The organism is Vibrio sp. Vb0888, from assembly GCF_033338835.1.
Lineage (GTDB): Bacteria > Pseudomonadota > Gammaproteobacteria > Enterobacterales > Vibrionaceae > Vibrio > Vibrio alginolyticus.
On the sequence record NZ_JAWOTL010000002.1, the window covers coordinates 55,315 to 73,173 of the forward strand.

Annotated in this window: 18 protein-coding genes; 9 read left to right on the plus strand and 9 right to left on the minus strand. The window is 45.1% G+C overall.

The window, feature by feature from the left end; translation table 11 throughout:
• The first annotated feature begins 457 nt into the window (after positions 1 to 457).
• Complete coding sequence (locus R7P72_RS04400; protein WP_318110383.1) at positions 458 to 1,606, plus strand: GGDEF domain-containing protein; 1,149 nt, start codon at positions 458 to 460, stop codon at positions 1,604 to 1,606.
• A 3-nt stretch (positions 1,607 to 1,609) separates the two neighbouring features.
• Here the strand turns inward: R7P72_RS04400 and R7P72_RS04405 are convergent, their stop codons facing one another.
• Positions 1,610 to 1,891, minus strand: a complete 282-nt coding sequence (locus tag R7P72_RS04405; RefSeq protein WP_005374405.1) for a hypothetical protein — start codon at positions 1,889 to 1,891, stop codon at positions 1,610 to 1,612.
• A 132-nt stretch (positions 1,892 to 2,023) separates the two neighbouring features.
• Entirely contained in the window at positions 2,024 to 2,308 is a 285-nt protein-coding gene (locus tag R7P72_RS04410; RefSeq protein ID WP_005383244.1) for a pyrimidine/purine nucleoside phosphorylase, read from the minus strand.
• Positions 2,309 to 2,636: 328 nt separating this feature from the next.
• Between R7P72_RS04410 and R7P72_RS04415 the strand changes: the two genes are divergently transcribed.
• Together R7P72_RS04415 and R7P72_RS04420 are read left to right on the plus strand one after the other, a co-directional pair.
• Positions 2,637 to 3,140, plus strand: a complete 504-nt coding sequence (locus tag R7P72_RS04415) for a DUF2850 domain-containing protein (protein ID WP_005374408.1) — start codon at positions 2,637 to 2,639, stop codon at positions 3,138 to 3,140.
• A gap of 369 nt (positions 3,141 to 3,509) precedes the next feature.
• Complete coding sequence (locus tag R7P72_RS04420) at positions 3,510 to 6,056, plus strand: glycosyl hydrolase family 18 protein (RefSeq protein ID WP_213906981.1); 2,547 nt, start codon at positions 3,510 to 3,512, stop codon at positions 6,054 to 6,056.
• A gap of 168 nt (positions 6,057 to 6,224) precedes the next feature.
• On the opposite strand, the gene R7P72_RS04425 is transcribed toward R7P72_RS04420, so the two are convergent.
• A complete protein-coding gene (locus tag R7P72_RS04425; RefSeq protein WP_017633823.1) occupies positions 6,225 to 7,082 on the minus strand; it encodes an alpha/beta hydrolase in 858 nt (285 codons plus the stop codon).
• A 128-nt stretch (positions 7,083 to 7,210) separates the two neighbouring features.
• Complete coding sequence (locus R7P72_RS04430; protein ID WP_005374416.1) at positions 7,211 to 7,801, minus strand: TetR/AcrR family transcriptional regulator; 591 nt, start codon at positions 7,799 to 7,801, stop codon at positions 7,211 to 7,213.
• Between the two features lie 250 nt (positions 7,802 to 8,051).
• Between R7P72_RS04430 and R7P72_RS04435 the strand changes: the two genes are divergently transcribed.
• Together R7P72_RS04435 and nhaD are read left to right on the plus strand one after the other, a co-directional pair.
• The gene (locus tag R7P72_RS04435; protein ID WP_005374418.1) at positions 8,052 to 9,077 is read left to right on the plus strand and encodes an acyltransferase; all 1,026 of its coding nucleotides are present in this window, start codon (positions 8,052 to 8,054) and stop codon (positions 9,075 to 9,077) included.
• 420 nt (positions 9,078 to 9,497) lie between these two features.
• Positions 9,498 to 10,928 carry a sodium:proton antiporter NhaD gene (nhaD, locus tag R7P72_RS04440; protein ID WP_318110384.1) on the plus strand — a complete coding sequence of 477 codons (1,431 nt, stop codon included), beginning with the start codon at positions 9,498 to 9,500 and terminating at the stop codon, positions 10,926 to 10,928.
• Positions 10,929 to 10,965: 37 nt separating this feature from the next.
• On the opposite strand, the gene R7P72_RS04445 is transcribed toward nhaD, so the two are convergent.
• Complete coding sequence (locus tag R7P72_RS04445; protein ID WP_005374424.1) at positions 10,966 to 11,361, minus strand: GFA family protein; 396 nt, start codon at positions 11,359 to 11,361, stop codon at positions 10,966 to 10,968.
• Positions 11,362 to 11,562: 201 nt separating this feature from the next.
• Here R7P72_RS04445 and R7P72_RS04450 point away from each other — a divergent pair, with 201 nt between their 5' ends.
• The gene (locus R7P72_RS04450) at positions 11,563 to 12,171 is read left to right on the plus strand and encodes a YitT family protein (RefSeq protein ID WP_005374427.1); all 609 of its coding nucleotides are present in this window, start codon (positions 11,563 to 11,565) and stop codon (positions 12,169 to 12,171) included.
• Between the two features lie 72 nt (positions 12,172 to 12,243).
• Here R7P72_RS04450 and R7P72_RS04455 read toward each other — a convergent pair whose 3' ends face one another.
• From R7P72_RS04455 to R7P72_RS04465, 3 genes are all read right to left on the minus strand, one after another.
• Positions 12,244 to 13,062: a hypothetical protein gene (locus R7P72_RS04455; RefSeq protein ID WP_005374429.1), complete on the minus strand. Its 819-nt coding sequence runs from the start codon at positions 13,060 to 13,062 to the stop codon at positions 12,244 to 12,246.
• A gap of 100 nt (positions 13,063 to 13,162) precedes the next feature.
• The gene (locus tag R7P72_RS04460) at positions 13,163 to 13,645 is read right to left on the minus strand and encodes a methylated-DNA--[protein]-cysteine S-methyltransferase (RefSeq protein WP_005374431.1); all 483 of its coding nucleotides are present in this window, start codon (positions 13,643 to 13,645) and stop codon (positions 13,163 to 13,165) included.
• On the minus strand, positions 13,642 to 15,009 hold the full coding sequence (locus R7P72_RS04465) for an AlkA N-terminal domain-containing protein (protein WP_031780807.1): 1,368 nt from the start codon (positions 15,007 to 15,009) through the stop codon (positions 13,642 to 13,644). Before R7P72_RS04465 ends, R7P72_RS04460 begins: the two co-directional genes overlap by 4 nt.
• Before the next feature lie 194 nt (positions 15,010 to 15,203).
• On the opposite strand from R7P72_RS04465, the gene R7P72_RS04470 reads away from it, so the two are divergent.
• The 3 genes from R7P72_RS04470 to R7P72_RS04480 all read left to right on the plus strand — a co-directional run bounded on the left by R7P72_RS04470 (position 15,204) and on the right by R7P72_RS04480 (position 16,884).
• Positions 15,204 to 15,407 (plus strand): hypothetical protein, encoded by a 204-nt coding sequence (locus R7P72_RS04470; RefSeq protein ID WP_017633816.1) that lies wholly within the window; start codon positions 15,204 to 15,206, stop codon positions 15,405 to 15,407.
• Between the two features lie 328 nt (positions 15,408 to 15,735).
• Positions 15,736 to 16,179 (plus strand): DoxX family protein, encoded by a 444-nt coding sequence (locus tag R7P72_RS04475; RefSeq protein ID WP_005374434.1) that lies wholly within the window; start codon positions 15,736 to 15,738, stop codon positions 16,177 to 16,179.
• A 9-nt stretch (positions 16,180 to 16,188) separates the two neighbouring features.
• Positions 16,189 to 16,884 carry a pirin family protein gene (locus R7P72_RS04480; RefSeq protein WP_213906980.1) on the plus strand — a complete coding sequence of 232 codons (696 nt, stop codon included), beginning with the start codon at positions 16,189 to 16,191 and terminating at the stop codon, positions 16,882 to 16,884.
• A gap of 81 nt (positions 16,885 to 16,965) precedes the next feature.
• Here R7P72_RS04480 and R7P72_RS04485 read toward each other — a convergent pair whose 3' ends face one another.
• Entirely contained in the window at positions 16,966 to 17,859 is an 894-nt protein-coding gene (locus R7P72_RS04485; protein ID WP_005374436.1) for a LysR family transcriptional regulator, read from the minus strand.

The following is a 17,859-nucleotide window of genomic DNA, read 5'->3' on the forward strand; positions in this document are numbered from 1 at the left end:
AGTTTAAAAATAGTGACTCGAACGAAGCTCGATATGAGGTTGTGATTTAGCGCGGATTCTAGTCGCATATTGGTCATAACGACAACAATATTTCGCCCTGTTTCGGAAAAATATTTCTAATGCATTTTCGAAACGACATATGCCTTGACGATACGTAGAGCAGAGATTGGTGAACAATACTCTCAATCAACGAGCACCGAACAGAATCAGGATAATCAATAGAAATATCTCCAACTAGATACATTACTTTGAGTTATCAGTCCAACCATATAGAGCCATGAAGAACCGTCATGAAAACCTGCATGCGCCACCATTCCTCTTTGAACACTCGCACCAAATCACACTGATGGCTTTGCACTAAAAATGACTGATATCACATTTGGAAACTTTGTTGTTCTATTTATCGCGAAAATACCGCCTAGAATAAGCGTACACGTTAATTAAGCAAGGATACGTAATGTCGACATTGGCTGGGGCGCGCTTAGAAGAAATGGCGGACATCCGCTCAACAAGAAAAAAGAAAATTGTCTTTTTATGCTCCAGTATCGCCGCTGCCTGTTTAACTTATGGTTCCATTGCTCAATCACTTGAGAATAACTGGGGTTTAAGCTTTTTCCATGCTTTGTGTGCCTTGGCATGCTTAGCAACCAGTTATGTAATAAAAGTCCAGCGGCACCATCAATACGCCGACTTATGGCTAAGTGCTGTCTTAATGTTCGAAGGGTTATTGTTACTTCTGTATAACGATGCTCCGTCAGGCAAAATGTTATGGCTATATCCTATTGTCGCCACTCTGGTATTAATTAATGAGTTTAAGGTCGGTCTGTTGTTCAGTGGCACCTACATTTTACTGATCTTTTTTGGGGTCGCTTTTTTAGATCGACTGCCAGCAGCCACAGAAATCATAGAGCGGAGATTGATGCTGACCCTGATAGCGACCGCGTTTGTGTGTCACACGTTCTCGTATTACTACACGAAAGTCCTCAATTACATTCAAACACTGTATCGTGAGGGGATTGAGGAGTTAGCATATTTTGACCAGCTCACTGGGCTTGCCAATCGCTGGAGCTTTGAGACTTGGGCGCGCGCAAAGCTCGATAAAATCAAGCACTCATCTGATGACAGCATCACCGCATTGGTCTTTCTCGATATCGATAACTTCAAGCACATCAACGACACCTACGGGCACGATATTGGTGACCAAGTACTTCAAGCCTTCGCAACTCGATTAAAAAATAACATTCGCAACAAAGACAGAAAAACCGATAAACACGACTACTCCATCGCTCGATTTGCGGGCGACGAGTTTGTAATCATGCTTTACGATGTAAAAAGTAAAGATGACCTCGACAGCATCCTAAAACGGATCGTGAATCTGTTTCCGACAGGTTACCGAAGCTACGATATGATTAACGAGTTAACAATGAGTGTAGGTGCTGCTATCTATAAGCAAGATGCAAAGGATTTGTCTGAATTGACTCGATGTGCAGATAAAGCAATGTACGCAGCTAAACATACTGGTAAAAACCAGTACGCCTTTTATGAGCACTGCAATACGGAAGAACAGTCAACATCTGATGCACCAGCGGTACCAGAAGCTTGCTAATGACTAAGCGAACACATGCATCACCCAAAGCCCCACAACGAGGAATACGATTAACCACACTACTTGCAACGTTCTGTTCGGCTTGTCTTGCTGACGAGTGGGGTGATCTTTAAACGCACGGCCCTTCATTTTGCCCATTAAGCTCTTTCCTAGAGCACGTCGATAAAATTCACGTCTCTTATGAGCGGCATTGGCAACTTCGGTAAAGCGCTGTCTTTGCTCATTGGTGAGATCTTTGTCCTCGTAACGAGGAGGGAGATCAGAATGCTTGCGTTGTACTGCCATCACTTCCTCCCTGGTCGATGGGTACATTTTTATTAAGTATATACCCAAATAACCAAAAAGATGCGTTATAAGTGAAGCACATAGACGAAAAAACCACCCGAAGGTGGTTTTATGACGAGCAACAAATGAACGCTAGAAGTACTCACATAAATACGCAGTCGCTTCTTTCACTTGAAGCTCAAATGAAGAATTACCTTCCACTTCAAAAAACTCACCACTTTGATAAGTCGTCCAATCGCTCTCGCCAACACGCTTGACCACAAGCGCACCTTTTACAACCGTCATACGCTCTGGTGCTTGAGTACCAAACGTGTACTCACCAGGAAGCATCACACCAACGCTAACATCCTGATCTTTCTGGTTAAAGCCTAGTGATTTTACACTACCAGCAAAATAGCTATTTTCCTTAATATTCATTATTGGTTTCCTTATCAAAAGTCCGCTCTTTTTTACCTTGTTTCTTTCCGTTACTCAAGCTTTGAAAGCCATTAAACTCAACGTAATAACGCACATCCTTTGCTACTGAGCGAGAACCTCTTTTCGCGAGGATTAATCAGGCGACCTAAACCGAGCAAGAAAACCTGCGAAGTAATGAATGTGAGCAAACAACAAAACCATCAATAAGATGTGTATCTGAATGTAAAAGTGGACATTAGATCATAGTTTCGTCGTCTCAATGGCGGGATTGTTTGTTTTTAAAAAGGAAGGTTTCCACCATGTTAAAAAAGTGGAGAAAATTAGATCTATGACGGACTCGACTCGCCGAAGGCGAAAAGCACGACAAGAACCAAAACTTTCATTTTTGGCTCGCCACCAATCCAAAATCCTCAAGAGTACATTTGTCTGCTTCGGGATGGGTCTGTTGACGTTTTTTGGCTATCAAATCCACCTCTCCTATCAAGACCACATTGATCCGGAAAAGGTGTACGGCGAATGGATTGAGATTGGCGCGCCACCCTACCAAACAGAACGTCTCGTTTTCACTGAAGATGGGGTATACCGAAACCATCGACTTATTACGACGGAATTTGAATTCGATGGCAAGGTCATCACGTTGAATACCGGATTAGGAAAGACAGCGTATCAGATCTCAGGCTCTCATCTTTCACCTCAAATACGCCGTATTGAACCTCTTATTCCAGATCAGCGATTCATTCGTAAAGGATTTGAGCATACCGTTCAGGGCTCAGAAACCGGCGCAGCCTCTAAACGTCGTGCCGCGTTGAGTGAACACTTCAGCCGTGACTAGTACGTCTTCACGGCTATTTTTCCTTTCAATTCTCTTTCTATATCAATGAAACAAAACCTTAATAAACAACAAAATAAGGCCTTCATCGCATTTAACTAACTCGTTACTGAGTAAACAATAATTTTAGTTTCTGCTGAGATTTTATAAATTATTGACTCAGTCTGACACTTTCTGTGTAACAGAGTGCGAGTTTTAGTTAAGTTCTCTCAAGTGCCTCGAAAACCGTCTTAATTTTTTTTGACGAAAAAAAACTCTCTGAAATGCTGAGTGTGATGCTTTTGCACGTGGAGTAAATCCAATCATCTTATCTGGTGCAAGAGCAGCCTATGTTCTAGGTAGAACATGAATCCAAGGATTGAGAGAGAAGTTATGATTCGATTTAACCTATGTGCAGCTGGAGTTGCTTTAGCGCTATCAGGTGCTGCAGTTGCGGCTCCAACCGCACCAAGTATCGATATGTACGGTTCCAACAACCTTCAGTTTTCTAAAATTGAACTCGCGATGGAAACCACGTCAGGCTACTACGACATGGTGAAATACCATGAGCAAGCGAAGATCACTGTTAAATTTAACCAGTGGAGTGGCACACCTGGTGACACTTACAACGTCTATTTTGATGGTGTAAAAGTAGCAAGCGGCCCTATCACTGGTAGCCAAACGACAGCTTCGTTTGAATACGGCCAAGGTGGCTTATACCAAATGGAAATCGAAGCATGTGATGCGACAGGTTGTGCGAAAAGCGCACCAGCTGAAATCACGATTGCAGATACCGATGGTTCTCACCTGAAGCCATTAACGATGAATGTCGATCCAAACAACAAAACCTACAATACCGATCCAAGCGTCGTGATGGGTACGTATTTTGTTGAATGGGGCATCTATGGCCGTGACTACACAGTCGATAATATGCCGGTCGACAACTTGACTCACATCCTTTACGGTTTTATCCCAATTTGTGGCCCAAATGAGTCTGTGAAGTCTGTTGGCGGCAACAGTTTCAACGCGCTACAAACTGCTTGTACAGGTGTGCCTGATTATGAAGTCGTTATCCATGACCCTTGGGCTGCTTATCAGAAGAGCTTCCCACAAGCTGGTCATGAATACAGCACGCCTATCAAGGGTAACTACGCAATGCTAATGGCATTGAAACAACGTAACCCTGATCTAAAAATCATCCCATCGATCGGTGGTTGGACACTGTCTGACCCATTCTTCGATTTCGTGGACAAGAAAAACCGAGACACATTCGTCGCATCAGTTAAGAAGTTCCTGAAAACTTGGAAATTCTACGACGGTGTTGATATCGACTGGGAATTCCCTGGCGGCGGCGGTGCAGCAGCCGATAAGGGCGACCCTGTAAACGATGGCCCAGCATACATCGCACTGATGCGTGAACTGCGCGTAATGCTTGATGAATTAGAAGCTGAGACAGGCCGTACTTACGAGCTAACGTCCGCTATCGGTGTCGGTTACGACAAGATTGAAGACGTAGACTACGCAGATGCGGTTCAGTACATGGATTACATCTTCGCAATGACTTACGACTTCTACGGCGGTTGGAACAACGTTCCTGGTCACCAGACTGCGCTTTACTGTGGTTCATTCATGCGTCCTGGTCAGTGTGACGGTAGTGGCGTTGATGAGAACGGCGAACCGTACAAAGGTCCTGCTTACACAGCAGATAACGGCATCCAACTTCTTCTTGCTCAAGGCGTTCCTGCGAACAAGCTAGTACTTGGTACAGCAATGTACGGTCGTGGCTGGGAAGGCGTAACTCCAGATACGCTAACCGATCCAAACGACCCAATGACAGGTACTGCTACAGGTAAACTGAAGGGCAGCACAGCGCAAGGTGTTTGGGAAGATGGCGTAATTGACTACAAAGGCATTAAGTCATTCATGCTAGGTGCAAACAACACTGGTATTAACGGCTTCGAGTACGGCTACGATGCACAAGCAGAAGCACCATGGGTATGGAACCGTACTACGGGCGAGTTGATCACATTTGATGACCACCGTTCAGTGCTAGCAAAAGGTAGCTACGCGAAGTCTCTTGGTCTTGCTGGTCTATTCTCTTGGGAAATTGACGCGGATAACGGTGACATTCTAAACGCGATGCACGAAGGTATGGCTGGTGGTGTGGTTCCTCAACCAAACCGTAAACCAACCGCAGCCGCTGGCGCAGATCAATCGGTAACAGGTCCTGCAAATGTGGTTCTAGATGGCAGCCTGTCAAAAGACTCTGACGGCACCATCGCAAGCTACGCTTGGGAACAAGTATCTGGCACAGCAGTGGTACTAACAGGTGCAAACACAGCGAAAGCAAGCTTTGATGCAGCAGAAGTTAGTGTTGAAGAGCAATTAACTTTCAAGCTGACGGTGACTGATAACGAGGGTGCAGCGGCATCTGACCTCGTTGTAGTAACAGTGAAACCAGCAGGTGTTGTTGACCCAGTGAACAGCGCACCAGTAGCACAAGTTGTTGCTCCAGCAACAGCAAACGCTGGTGACGTTGTGGTTGTAGATGCATCTGCGTCTAGCGATGCAGACAACGATACCCTGACATTCAACTGGACTCTACCTCAAGGTCTGAATGCAACGGTTGAAGGCTCTAAAGTCACGCTCACTGCTGCGGAATACCCGCAAGACACAAGCTTAAGCTTCACTGTAAGTGTGAGCGACGGTAAAGCGTCTTCATCGGCAAGCGCGACAGTGGTTGTTGCACAGCACGCAACCGATCCGAACCCTGGTACTTGTGACAACGCATGGGATGCGAGCGCAGTGTACACAGGTGGTAACCAAGTGACTCACGCAGGTAAAACGTGGGAAGCGAAATGGTGGACTCAGGGTGACGATCCTAGCCAATCTGGCGAATGGGGCGTTTGGAAAGAAGTTGGCGTAGCTAACTGTAACTAATTTCAGCCTTGCAGACGTTCTGCTAAATAAACAAAGGACAGCTTCGGCTGTCCTTTTTGGATTTAACCTCTTAACGAGGAGAGCAACACCAGAGACGAAAAAATCTGAGGTGTTACTTTCAAATCGAATTAGCGCAAAACGGAGCGAATCAATCAGTAAAAGTAAGGGTTACCAAGCACTATCGAGCAAACGGTCAAAACTACTGAAGACTTGCTCACACTTCATCACTCGACCATGCCCCTGACCTTGTGTTGTCACTAACTCAACGTTTTTAATCTCTTCAGCCGCTTTTGCCGAGACACTGTATTTGGTGAACTTGTCTTGCTCATCATGAATAATAATGGTGTGAGACGGACGCTCAGACAAACGCTTCATCGGATCAATGGACTGTAACGGATAACCAAATTGGTCTTCAACTTCTGAAACCACAGCATTAAAAAGCTTCATCGAGTAACCGGAACGTGCAATGCTACCGAATAAGTTCTCTACGTAATTTAATACCGGAGCAATAAGCAGCAAAGGCTTGTTTTCTAACTTACTGTGCCTACACTCAAGAGCAGAAGCGGTGCCCATGCTGTGCCCAACTAGGCCAACAATATCCTCGACCGTATCCAACACATCTTCTAATCCTCTGACAAACCCCGGAATGTGCCCATACTGCCCCTCACTCTCACCATGTGCCGGATGATCGTACGCCAAAGCAGTAAACCCTTTCGACGCAATATGTTCCATCAGTGGATAAAACTGACTTGCCGTTCCAGACCAACCATGAGTTAGCACCCAAATAGGTCCAGATCCCAAAGTATAGGTTTTGATGATGCCTGCATGCCCTTTAATTTCACCTTTGATAAGCCCTTGAGGTTCAATATTTTTAGGTTGCGTACGAGCAGGTGTCAGAAGAAGCTTGCGCGCGGTCTTCTTTGCATGTGACGGGGCCAGTGTATGGTGTAACCGAGTACTAATGTTCACCAAACTGCGCTTAATACTGAAACGTTGCGATGTATTAAAGTAAATTTTTTCACTCATAATCATGTCCTTAACTATCAGCTTTGCACAAAATAGAACGGTCGTGCTTTTTACGCTAATAAGAAAGAGCGAACTCAGCCGCTCTTTGTGATTTTATGTCTACGAATCTGGGAAGCGAATAACCGATATTAGCCTTTCCAGCGAGAAAATAAGTTGTCGATCCCTTGCCAAAACAGACGCAAGCTTTCTTGCTCACCTTTAATTGAGTAAAAAACATGCGCACTCAAATAGAGACCGTACAAATCAAACGTTGCTTGGCGTGTATCTAAGTCTGCTGCAAATTCTTGCTTCTCTTTGCCTTTCGCTATTTGGATCTCCAAATAACTCAGCCAAGTGTCTATGGATTTACGCAGTCCGGCCTGAAGCGGGCAATCTTTATCTGCCGTATCATTCCAAGCGTCAAGAAACATACAACTTCCTTGGAATGCGTGATTCCAAGTCATCCAAGAGTCGAGCAACCCTCGAATTTTACGCTCGATATTGCCATCCCCGAGTTCTCGAGCAGGCTCAATAACCCGATCAGCGAACACTTTATTGGCGTGATCAAGCACCGATAGCTGTAAATTCAACTTCGAATTAAAGTGGGCAAACAGACCACTTTTCGACATACCGCATTGCTTGGCTAACTCTCCAATCGTAAGACTTTCTAATCCGTCTTCGCTGGCGATCTCAAAAGCCCGCTGCAGAATAAACTCTTTTGTCACTTTTCCTTTTTGCATAATCTTATTTTTAGCACGATCGTTCTTTTTTGCAATCTCGAGTTAACTGGTCTAACCATTATTCAGTGCTATTTTCGACTCACGAATCAGGTATTGATTGCGTTAATAGGTTAATAATTAAGAAGTTTGAAGTAAGTCTTAATTTTCAAAACAGCTTCAGTGTAAGCGCAAGTCTGTTGACTTTTTCACGTATTACTTCAGTAACAACCTGCTATTTTCACCTAAGTTTTTTATTTAGGTAAACAATGTAATGGCAAAGAAACAAAAAATAGCCAGCTTAGAGTTTGCACGTATCATTGCGATGCTTGCGATTGTGGGTTTGCATTGCCAGATGGCACTGACGTACTGGCAGTGGAATGGGATACCATGGGTTGGCTATATGCTCAACCAACTGGCTCGTTTTGCTGTTCCGCTGTTCTTTCTCATCTCGGGTTATCTAATCCAGCCGAAGTTGAGTCATTCACCTATCGATACTCTTAAGAACTACGCCAAACCGTTAATGAAGGTTTGGCTCATTTGGAGCATGATCAGTTTACTGATGCCATTCCAATGGCAGACGGTCGCTGAGGCTGGGTATCTCGCCGAAAGGCAAGGTTATTGGGGGTACCTAATGTCAACCCCGATCAATTCACTCATCGAAGGCGGACTCGTTCATCTGTGGTTTATTCCGGCTCTGGTCATTGCCGTAGCGTTAATTGCCTTTCTCGTGCATATCAATATGGCGCAACTGATACTGCCAACCGCAGTATTGCTATACATATACGGTGCCTTTGCTGGCAGTTACGCGACCATTACCGACCTGCCAGCGCCTTTCTTTACTCGTAACGGGCCTTTTTTCAGCACGTTGCTAGTTGCTCTAGGTTATTTCGCACGAGAAGTGCAGTGGCGGTGGTCGCGAAACAATACGGTTCGATGCATTATTCTTGGCATGGCACTGCATTTTGGTGAAGCTTACTGGCTGATGCAACATGACATCGCTTTCAACTCGCACGACTTCCTATTCGGTACCGTTATCTGGGCTGTAGGTGTCTTTATGTGGCTTTTGGCTCACCCTCATTTTGGCGACATGCCTTGGGTCTTCAAACTATCTCCTAGCGTGTTAGGAATATATGTTAGCCATCTGCTTATCATAATTGTCATGATGAATGTCGCTGAATTTATCGGGCTGCAACACCTCGCGAAAGATGTGTTTATTTATCCTGCAACGATTGTTGCAACCATACTGCTTGTGAAAGCAATTGACGCTTCACCGTTGAAAAAATGGCTCCTACGCTAAATGCATTCAGCTCTAGATATAGCTAGCTTTAACTCAAAAGGGTTAGAGCTAGCCAGTTAAAAATGAGATTTCTCTCTCACTGACCAATTTTTGACTTTCTAATCCTTCAGAATTTGCTTTCACTCACAAAAAACATTGTTCATTTCCTTTAAATTGGCTCGACTATTACAACATTGCTCATTAAACGGAGGCTGTATGTGGGCAGGTCAAGGACTCGTTCCTTTTTTAGAGATTAGTCACTGGTTAACTTACGGTTTATATGCCGCTGCGGTTTTATTCGGCGCAGCAAGCATTGCGTCACTCAGAAAATAGTGGCGCACACTATCATTTCCTAACTCCTACTGTTAATTCGAGCTCTCTCACAACTAACTCATTCATTTGTGGCTAATATTTCTCCAACCAGACAAAGGAGAAATGTCTATGCCAATCTATCCAATTGTGGCTTTCTGCTGTTTGTTGTTCTCTAGCGCCACCTTTGCTGCATCAACCAATGAACTGAACCTTGTTAATTCTGGTGTCGGTTACGCGGCTCTGATTATCTTTTCGATCGCTTACATACTGGTTATGTTGGAAGAGTATCTGAAAATGAGAAAATCCAAGCCAGTGCTGCTCGCTGCAGGATTAATTTGGATTCTGATTGGCTACACCTTTGCTCAACACAATCAGCCTGAAATCGCCAAATCCGCACTAGAACACAACTTGTTGGAATATGCCGAGTTGCTGCTGTTTTTGCTCGTGGCGATGACTTACATCAACGCAATGGAAGAACGCAAACTCTTCGATGCCTTACAGGCGTGGATGGTTGGTAAAGGTTTTGGATTCAAAAAGTTGTTCTGGCTGACGGGGTTTCTCGCTTTTGTCATTTCACCGATTGCCGATAACTTAACTACGGCCCTTTTGATGTGCGCTGTAGTGATGAAAGTCTCTGGTGATAATCCTAAGTTCGTCAATCTTGCTTGTATCAACATTGTTATCGCAGCCAACGCTGGCGGTGCATTCAGCCCATTTGGTGATATTACAACCCTGATGGTGTGGCAGGCCGGTCATGTCAGCTTTGCTGAGTTCATTCCGTTGTTTGTACCGTCATTGGTGAACTACTTGGTTCCCGCATTTTTGATGTCACTTTTTGTTCCAAACACAAAACCGAATACGATTCACCAACACGTTGAGCTAAAACGCGGGGCAAGGCGTATTGTCGCGTTGTTCATTTTGACGATTGCCACCGCAGTCTCTTTCCATGCTGTGCTGCACTTCCCACCCGTTATGGGCATGATGATGGGCTTGGCGTACTTACAGTTTTTCGGATATTTTTTGCGCCAAACTCTCAAACACTCACTCGCAAAAAAAGCAGCTATGGCAATTGCCAATGGCGATGATCAGGCATTGAAGCGCTTAGGCTCAGTGGTTCCGTTTGATGTGTTTCATCGTGTGTCTCGAGCCGAATGGGACACCTTGTTGTTCTTCTACGGTGTTGTAATGTGTGTTGGCGGTTTAAGTTTACTTGGCTACCTCGAACTGGTTTCAAACGTCATGTACACGCAATGGAACCCAGTCTGGGCAAACGTAATGGTTGGTGTCCTATCTGCAATCGTCGATAACATTCCGGTTATGTTTGCTGTACTGACCATGGAACCAAGCATGTCGATGGGCAACTGGCTACTGGTCACATTAACCGCAGGTGTCGGTGGCAGTTTGTTTTCCATTGGCTCCGCGGCAGGCGTCGCTTTAATGGGAGCCGCGCGTGGACAATACACCTTCTTTGGCCACCTAAAGTGGGCTCCCGTCATCGCCTTGGGTTATGCCGCCAGTATTGCGGTACACTTGTGGATGAATAGCGGTTTATTTACTTAAAAGCACCGACAATCAGGTGCTTAACTTACAACACAACCTAGCGGTCGGATGGATGGTTAACGCCATCCATCACTTCAATCGCTCCCAACTCATATGGGTTGACGCCCTCTAAGCAGCCGACATTATAGCCATACTCACTCGGGTCAGAACGACGCTGATGGTGCGTATAAATACCGCACTCGCCACAGAAAAAGTGCTTCGCAGTGTGTGTATTAAATTGATACTGCTTCAAGACGTCTTCGCCTTGCATAATACGAATACCGTTCAAAGGTACAGATGCTACAATCGCGCCACGACGTCGACACATAGAACAGTCACACCGTCTCGGCTTCTCAATACCATTGGGTAACGCCAGTTCCAGCTCAACTTTTCCACAGTGACAACTCAGTCGATGTAATGTGCTGATTTGGGTGTTGCCAACTTTCTTAATCATAACTTTTCCTTGGTGTTTTTCTATCTGTGTACATTATGTTAAACAGGTTAATATCATCATAATCTCGTCCAAAAACTCGACATCCATCACTTTTCGCGACATTTTATTGGCCGATTTGTTAGTTGCTATTTTGGCGACTGTCTATCGCGTCCGTGAGACGTGTTATCTCCGGCGCGGTTTTTAAACCAAGGAAATTAATTTATGGACAAAGATCATAGCCTAAGAGAGAACCTCTTGGCTCTGACGCTCGGCAGTGCGTTGGTGTCACTTGGGGTGATATTTTTTAGCAAAGTAGGATTGCTCACTGGCGGTACGGCTGGTTTGGCGATCTTCCTAACCAAAGTGAGTGACTTCAGTTTTGGTCAGATATTTTTCGCTCTTAACCTCCCTTTTTATATTTTATCTGTGATGCGCATGGGTTGGCGCTTCACTATCAATACCTTTATTGCGGTTTCGATTGTCTCTTTTGCGGTCGATCATCTGCATCATGTGATTGAGATTTCACGAATCGAACCTTTCTATGCGGCACTTTTGGGTGGTGGGCTGATTGGAATCGGTATGTTGGTAATTTTCCGTCACAAAATGAGTTTGGGTGGCTTTAACATTCTAGCGTTGTACCTTCAGGAACGTTTTGGAGTTCGAGCGGGTAAAGTTCAAATGGCGTTAGATTGTGCCATCGTGGTGATGTCACTGTTCATTGTAGATGTGCACCTTATCGCTCTATCTGTTCTAGGTGCCATCGCAACGAACTTGATTTTGGCGATGAACCATAAACCAGGACGATACCAAGCAAAAGCGCAAGCAGCATAATCATCGCTGCATAGTCAACAACCCTAAAGCCCCCAGCCAGTCGCTCGGGGCTTTTTTCATTCAACGCTAAGATCACGTCAACGAGCTCGTTTTGCAGTGCTGCTGCATCTCTTCATCCAATTTAGCTTTATATTTCTGGCTAAGATGGAAGTGTACTTGCATCAACAAGTCATGTGCGTGGAACAGCTCAAACGCGTCGCTACCATTTTGCTGACAAATAGCCTCACAGCGCTCAGCATGCACTTTGGCTTCTTGCGGTTTATCCGCTTTAAGCAAGCTCATCGCTAAGCGATACTCTGCGCGCTCTTCTTGCATCCACCCCCCTGCCACTTTCCAATAGTCTAGCGCGAGTGTCGCTGCTTCTAACATCTTCGATTTTTCCATGCACGTGCGCTCAGCCAGCGCTTCGTACTGACATGCTAAGTTGTTCGCAGTGATCGCGATAGTGCGCGCTAATGGCCCTTCTGCATCGTTCGGCGTCATTCCTAACGCTGCCTTCACCAACCATTGACTCGCCAGTTCAAGCTGAACAAGTGCAGAAAGTTCATTCGAAATCAAAGCGTAAACTCGGCGTTGTTCTTGCTCTTCCAATAATTCCATATTGTCAGTGCCATCTACGAAGTAGCGCGCAACGGCAATACTGCGTTGAAATGCCAAACTCTCGGCAACCTTGCGTTCATCAAAGTGATCTAAACAAGTAAGAAACTGTTCTGGGCACTGGAGGTGCCCAATAGCGGTATGCAGCATCAATGCGAATATTCGCTCGATTTGGGTAACGTCTTCCACCTCGCTCAGAGCCGTTTCTAGCTGAGTATAAATTTGTTCGGGATTTTCCTCGTGATGCTGCCAACACTCACTCATGAAGGCATCAAAATCCGTTTTGAAAGGCATGTCCTTATTGTCCTTTTTCTATTCGTATAACGAATATGAAACTCTACACTATCGTTACCCCTGTGTAGCACGCTTAATCCCAATATGAGAATCGCCTCACTTAAAGCGGTGTACCTTGCTCCAGCGCGAGCAAACGTTGTTTGCGCTCCACTCCACCTGCATACCCAGTCAGTTTTCCGCTTTTGCCAATAACACGATGACAAGGTACCACGATAGAAATCGGATTCTTCCCGTTTGCTAACCCAACAGCACGCACAGCTTTAGGGTTACCTATCGCATTCGCGAGATCTTGATAGCTCCACGTTTCCCCATATGGAATGGTCGTTAGTGCCTGCCAAACTTGATTTTGAAAATCAGTGCCTGTCGCTGCAAGGGGCAAGTCGAATTCGTTGCGCAGACCAGCAAAGTATTCATCCAGTTGGGTGACAGCTTGGCGCAAAACCGGATGCTGCTCGTCTCGCACTCCCAGCTCACTAGGCTTAGTGGTGCATGTTTCAAACCAAATGCCAAGCAAGCCCTCAGCGTTCGATTGGATAGTCACCGTTCCTAGTGGACTCGGCATTTCGGTATAAAATGTTTTCATGATTGATTCCATAAGTGAAACGTCGCGTAGCTTCCCCAAGGGGCCGCAGTGTGCGTATTCAGTGATGGGTAACGCTGCATCGCCTTTTTCACCACTAAGTCTTTATCTAGAAAGCAATCGGGTTGAGATTGCCCTCGCAGTTGAGCATAACTGACGGTCCAAGGTCCAATGCCTTTCAAAGCTAGCCACTGCTGGGGGTCAGCTTCTGAGTTGTCCTGCATAAACTGAGCGAAGCGCACTAGCGTCTCTTTACGACTTTGCGGCATGCGCAAAAAGCTCACGTCGGCGTTTGCAATATCACTGGGAGTCGGGAAAAAACGTTTTTCTGACTCACCACTAAGTGTGGCCACCAATAAGTTAAGTTGACCAATCGCAGCTTTAACCGACACTTGCTGGCCTAAAATCGCTCTAGCCCCTGCTTCCCATGCATTCCATACACCAGGAATACGAATACCTTTACTCGACACGAGCCCAGGCGCGACATACTCCAAATGCTGCTCAACAGTACAAATATCAGCGTCAAGATCGAACATACGACGAATGTCAGACACCAAGTTTTGCAGCTTCGTTACGTCTTCAATTTCAAACGCCAGTTCTAAGTATCCTTCACCTTTTGTCGCTTTAAACCAGGCTTTGCTGTCATCCAAAAAAACGTTGCGCTGATAACTCTCATCACTCACCAGCTCAACCCCCTCAACCGCTCGCAAACGATAGAAGTCCAACATGTGCGACCAATTCAACTCACCTCGATAAGGTAAGGCAATTCGATTGCAACCCGCACCATCAAACTCTTTACGGCGTACTTGAGAAGGCGTTAGTTTGAGAAACTTTTGAAAAGCATCGTTAAAGCGGCGCGTACTGTTAAAACCTGACGCAAACCCCACGTCGGTGACCGACATAGAGCTGGAGTGAAGCAACTGTTTGGCGAACATTAGTTGCTGATATTGCGCATACTGCTTGGGTGACATACCTAGATACTGCTCAAACAACATACGTAAGTAACGGTCAGAAATCCCAACACGCTCAGCCAACTCAGACACCGAATGGTGATGCAACTCCCCTCTATCAATTAACGAAATCGCTCGTTGAAAGGTCGTCTCGACACCTTTCCATGCCCAAGATCCAGGCGCGCTATCAGGTCGACAGCGTAAACACGGACGGTACCCTGCTTGAAGGGCTTGCGTCTTATCAGCGAAATACTCAACATTTTCTTCTTTAGGCAAATTTGCCGGGCAAATCGGACGACAAAAGATTCCCGTTGTTTTTACCGCCACATAAAATCGCCCATCAAAACGACTGTCTCGCGCGACTCGCGCCTTGTGACACTGCTCGAAGGTCAGTGAGGTATGGGGGTGAATAAACATAGTGCTTTCCTTGCTCATGCCTTTTGTCATTTATTGTTCATAGGCATCGTTCAATATAGTGTTATTGTAGCTTGCTTAAGCGCCCACAATTAGCCATTTTCGGAACTCAATATTGAGATTTATTGGCATTAGCGCTTTTGTACACTAAAGTTAGATCTAGAACATCACAACAACGTCGGCTAAAGGGAATTGGCATGGACTTACATACTTGCGTAATTGTATTAAGAAACCAAAAGGTTATTACCAGTAAATCCGTAGATCATTCTATTGGAATTATCGAACGAGACTCAGATAACGAGATCTCAGAAATTCAGATTAATGCGACGGATGGACGTAATATTCGAACTTATCACTACAACAATGTAGAGGAGTCATTAGAGAGCTTAATGAACCTCTGACGGTTTTCTTTAACACACCTTTCTCCCTTGTTAAAAGCGAAAGCAATAGAGCACAGTACATGTGCTCTTTTTTTTTTGTTTAACAGCAAAAATGTTTATCGAAAATAATGACAGACCTTGATTTAAAACAGACAATAATCGGCAAATAAACACCCAAATATAAAAATCAAGACATTGATTTAAATAAATAAAAACCAATCATTCAATTTTTTAGAACGAGTTTATCAAAATCCTCCCGTTATTTTTATGTTCGCCTCTACCTAAACTGTTCTCAACAGCACGGGAGCACACGCTTCCCACTCATTGAAAAGAGTCAGAGGACAGAATCATGAAAGCACTATTACAGAAAATTACCACATCAAACGCAGGTTACAGCGCACTATCACTTCGCGTTCCAATCGGCATTATCTTTATGGCGCACGGCGCACAAAAACTATTTGGCTGGTTTGGTGGCTACGGCCTAGAAGGCACAGGTCAGTGGATGGCATCTATCGGTTTAGGTCCTGGCGTACTCATGGCGTTACTTGCGGGCAGCGCAGAGTTCTTTGGCGGCTTGTTCATTTTACTTGGTCTGCTAACTCGACCAGCAGCGGTTGCTTTGGCGTTCACGATGGTGGTAGCGATATTCTCTGTCCACTTTGAAAATGGCCTATTCATGGCAAACAACGGTTACGAGTTTGGCTTAGCATTACTGGCAGCAAGCGTTTCTCTGGCGTTCTCTGGCGCAGGTAAAGCAGCGTTAGATAACTTTTTAAACAAAAAGCTCTCTTAAGGAGGCCTTATGATTACGGTAAGACATGCAGCAGACCGAGGTCGAGCAAACTTTGGCTGGCTTGATAGCAAACATACATTTTCTTTTGGTAGCTACTACGATCCTCAACATATGGGCTTTTCTGAGCTGAGAGTCATTAATGACGATGTAGTCAAGCCTGGCGCGGGTTTTGATACACATGGCCACCGTGATATGGAGATCATCAGCTATGTGTTGGAAGGTGTTATCGCACACAAAGACAGTGAAGGTAACGTCAAAACACTACCTGCAGGTGAATTCCAACTCATGTCGGCAGGGAAAGGGATTTACCACAGTGAGTACAATGCATCGAACCAAGATACGCTGCGGTTTCTACAGATTTGGATTCAACCGAACACATTTGGAACCAAACCAGGTTATCAGCAAAAAGATTTTGGTCGCAATCCTGGGTTAACGACTATCGCAACTCCAACTGGAGAAAACGGCACGCTACTTATTAAGCAAGATGCGACTTTGCATCAGTTAATTCTTGAGCCAAGTATCGAACTAAACTTTGAGATTGAGTCAGGCCGAAATCTATTCATCCATCAAGTGACTGGGAGCCTTAGTGTCGACAATACCACTTTGACGGCTGGCGACGGCGCGAAGATTGAACACCAGAGTAAGGTTGTTTTGCGCAATACATCAAACGAAAGCACAACAGCCCTGTTGTTTGACTTACCATAACTATCGATTCATCGAGATAAAAACAAAGCCGCCTTGATTTCTCAAGGCGGCTTTTTCGTTTTTCTGACTTTTCATTCAACGCTATTCGTCGGAAGTGCCAGAACCAATTTGCTGAAAACTGTAAGCGGTCAGTGGATCGATCTCTTTGACAATTTCTTCCACTTGCTTAATTGCGTCTACAGACGAGCTAGCTTTACGATAGCTCAAATAGATAGGGCGACACCAATCTTCTACTCCAGACACCTTGTGAAGCTGCCCATTAGCGATAAATGGCTCCACGAGAGAGATTGGTAAGTACGCGGCTCCACCCTTCTCTAAAATAAAGTCCAATGCGATACGCGCTGTTGAAGTGCGTAAATATGGAGCCGGAATCTTAGGGTGACGTTCAGAATGCTCCGAGGAGAAACGCGTCCCCCAGTCAACGTACACATATTTGTTTTCGAAAACGGTGTCTAAAGAATCTTTCTCAGTTGATACCAGAACGAGAACAACATCTGCCACTTTTTTACAGTTAAGCTCATCAGCTTTGATCTGATCGAACGCAAATGCCATATCTAACGTGCGCTCTAGCAAGCTACGACTGAGCATCTCACGTCCCATCACTTCTGCCATGAAGCCATAACCACCAAACGAATCTGTGACGACACTTAAACAATTCTGTAAATAAGCGTCCCAAATGTTTGGCGTGCCACCTAACGTTAGTTGCAGCGCTTTGCCATCTTCAAGCGATAATTCTAGCTTCGCTTGTTGCAATGTAGTGACCATTACCTCGGCATAGCTGATTAAGCGCTCACCTGCAGAGGTCAACTTTATGTTATTTCGATCACGAATAAACAATTGCGTATCGAAGTAACTTTCCAATTGTTTGATACGTGCGCTCACAGCGGCTTGGGTAATATAAAGGTTCTCAGCAGCACGTCCGAAGTGACGAACTCTTGCCAGCTCTAAAAATGTTCGAAAGACTTTTACATCCAT